This window comes from Sporofaciens sp. SGI.106 (genome assembly GCF_050314255.1).
Classification (GTDB): Bacteria; Bacillota; Clostridia; order Lachnospirales; family Lachnospiraceae; genus Claveliimonas.
Genome location: NZ_JBNPMZ010000067.1, coordinates 1 through 342 on the forward strand (window position 1 = coordinate 1; position 342 = coordinate 342).

Sequence of the window (342 nt, forward strand, 5' to 3'; positions counted from 1 at the left end):
TAAGAAAGAGGCTTAGCGCCCTTTTGATAAATGGGCTTATAGCTCAGCCGGTTAGAGCGCACGCCTGATAAGCGTGAGGTCGGTGGTTCGAGTCCACTTAAGCCCATTGCTTAAGTAAGCATTCGCCTGAGGAGGTAAGGCCCACTTAAGCCCATTGAAATAAAATAACCTAAATGGGGGATTAGCTCAGTTGGGAGAGCGCCTGCCTTGCAAGCAGGAGGTCACGAGTTCGAATCTCGTATTCTCCACTTGATAATCAGAAAAATTTTTGATTATCACAATGTACCTTGAAAATTGCATACATGAAATATATGATTTTAAATATCTAAAATCAAGACATCC

General features: G+C 42.4%; 2 tRNA genes. Both read left to right on the plus strand.

Annotation, left to right across the window (positions count from 1 at the left end):
* Positions 1-32: 32 nt before the first annotated feature.
* A tRNA-Ile gene (locus ACQRCC_RS15600) sits at positions 33-106 on the plus strand.
* Between the two features lie 69 nt (positions 107-175).
* A tRNA-Ala gene (locus tag ACQRCC_RS15605) sits at positions 176-248 on the plus strand.
* The last annotated feature ends 94 nt before the right edge of the window (positions 249-342 follow it).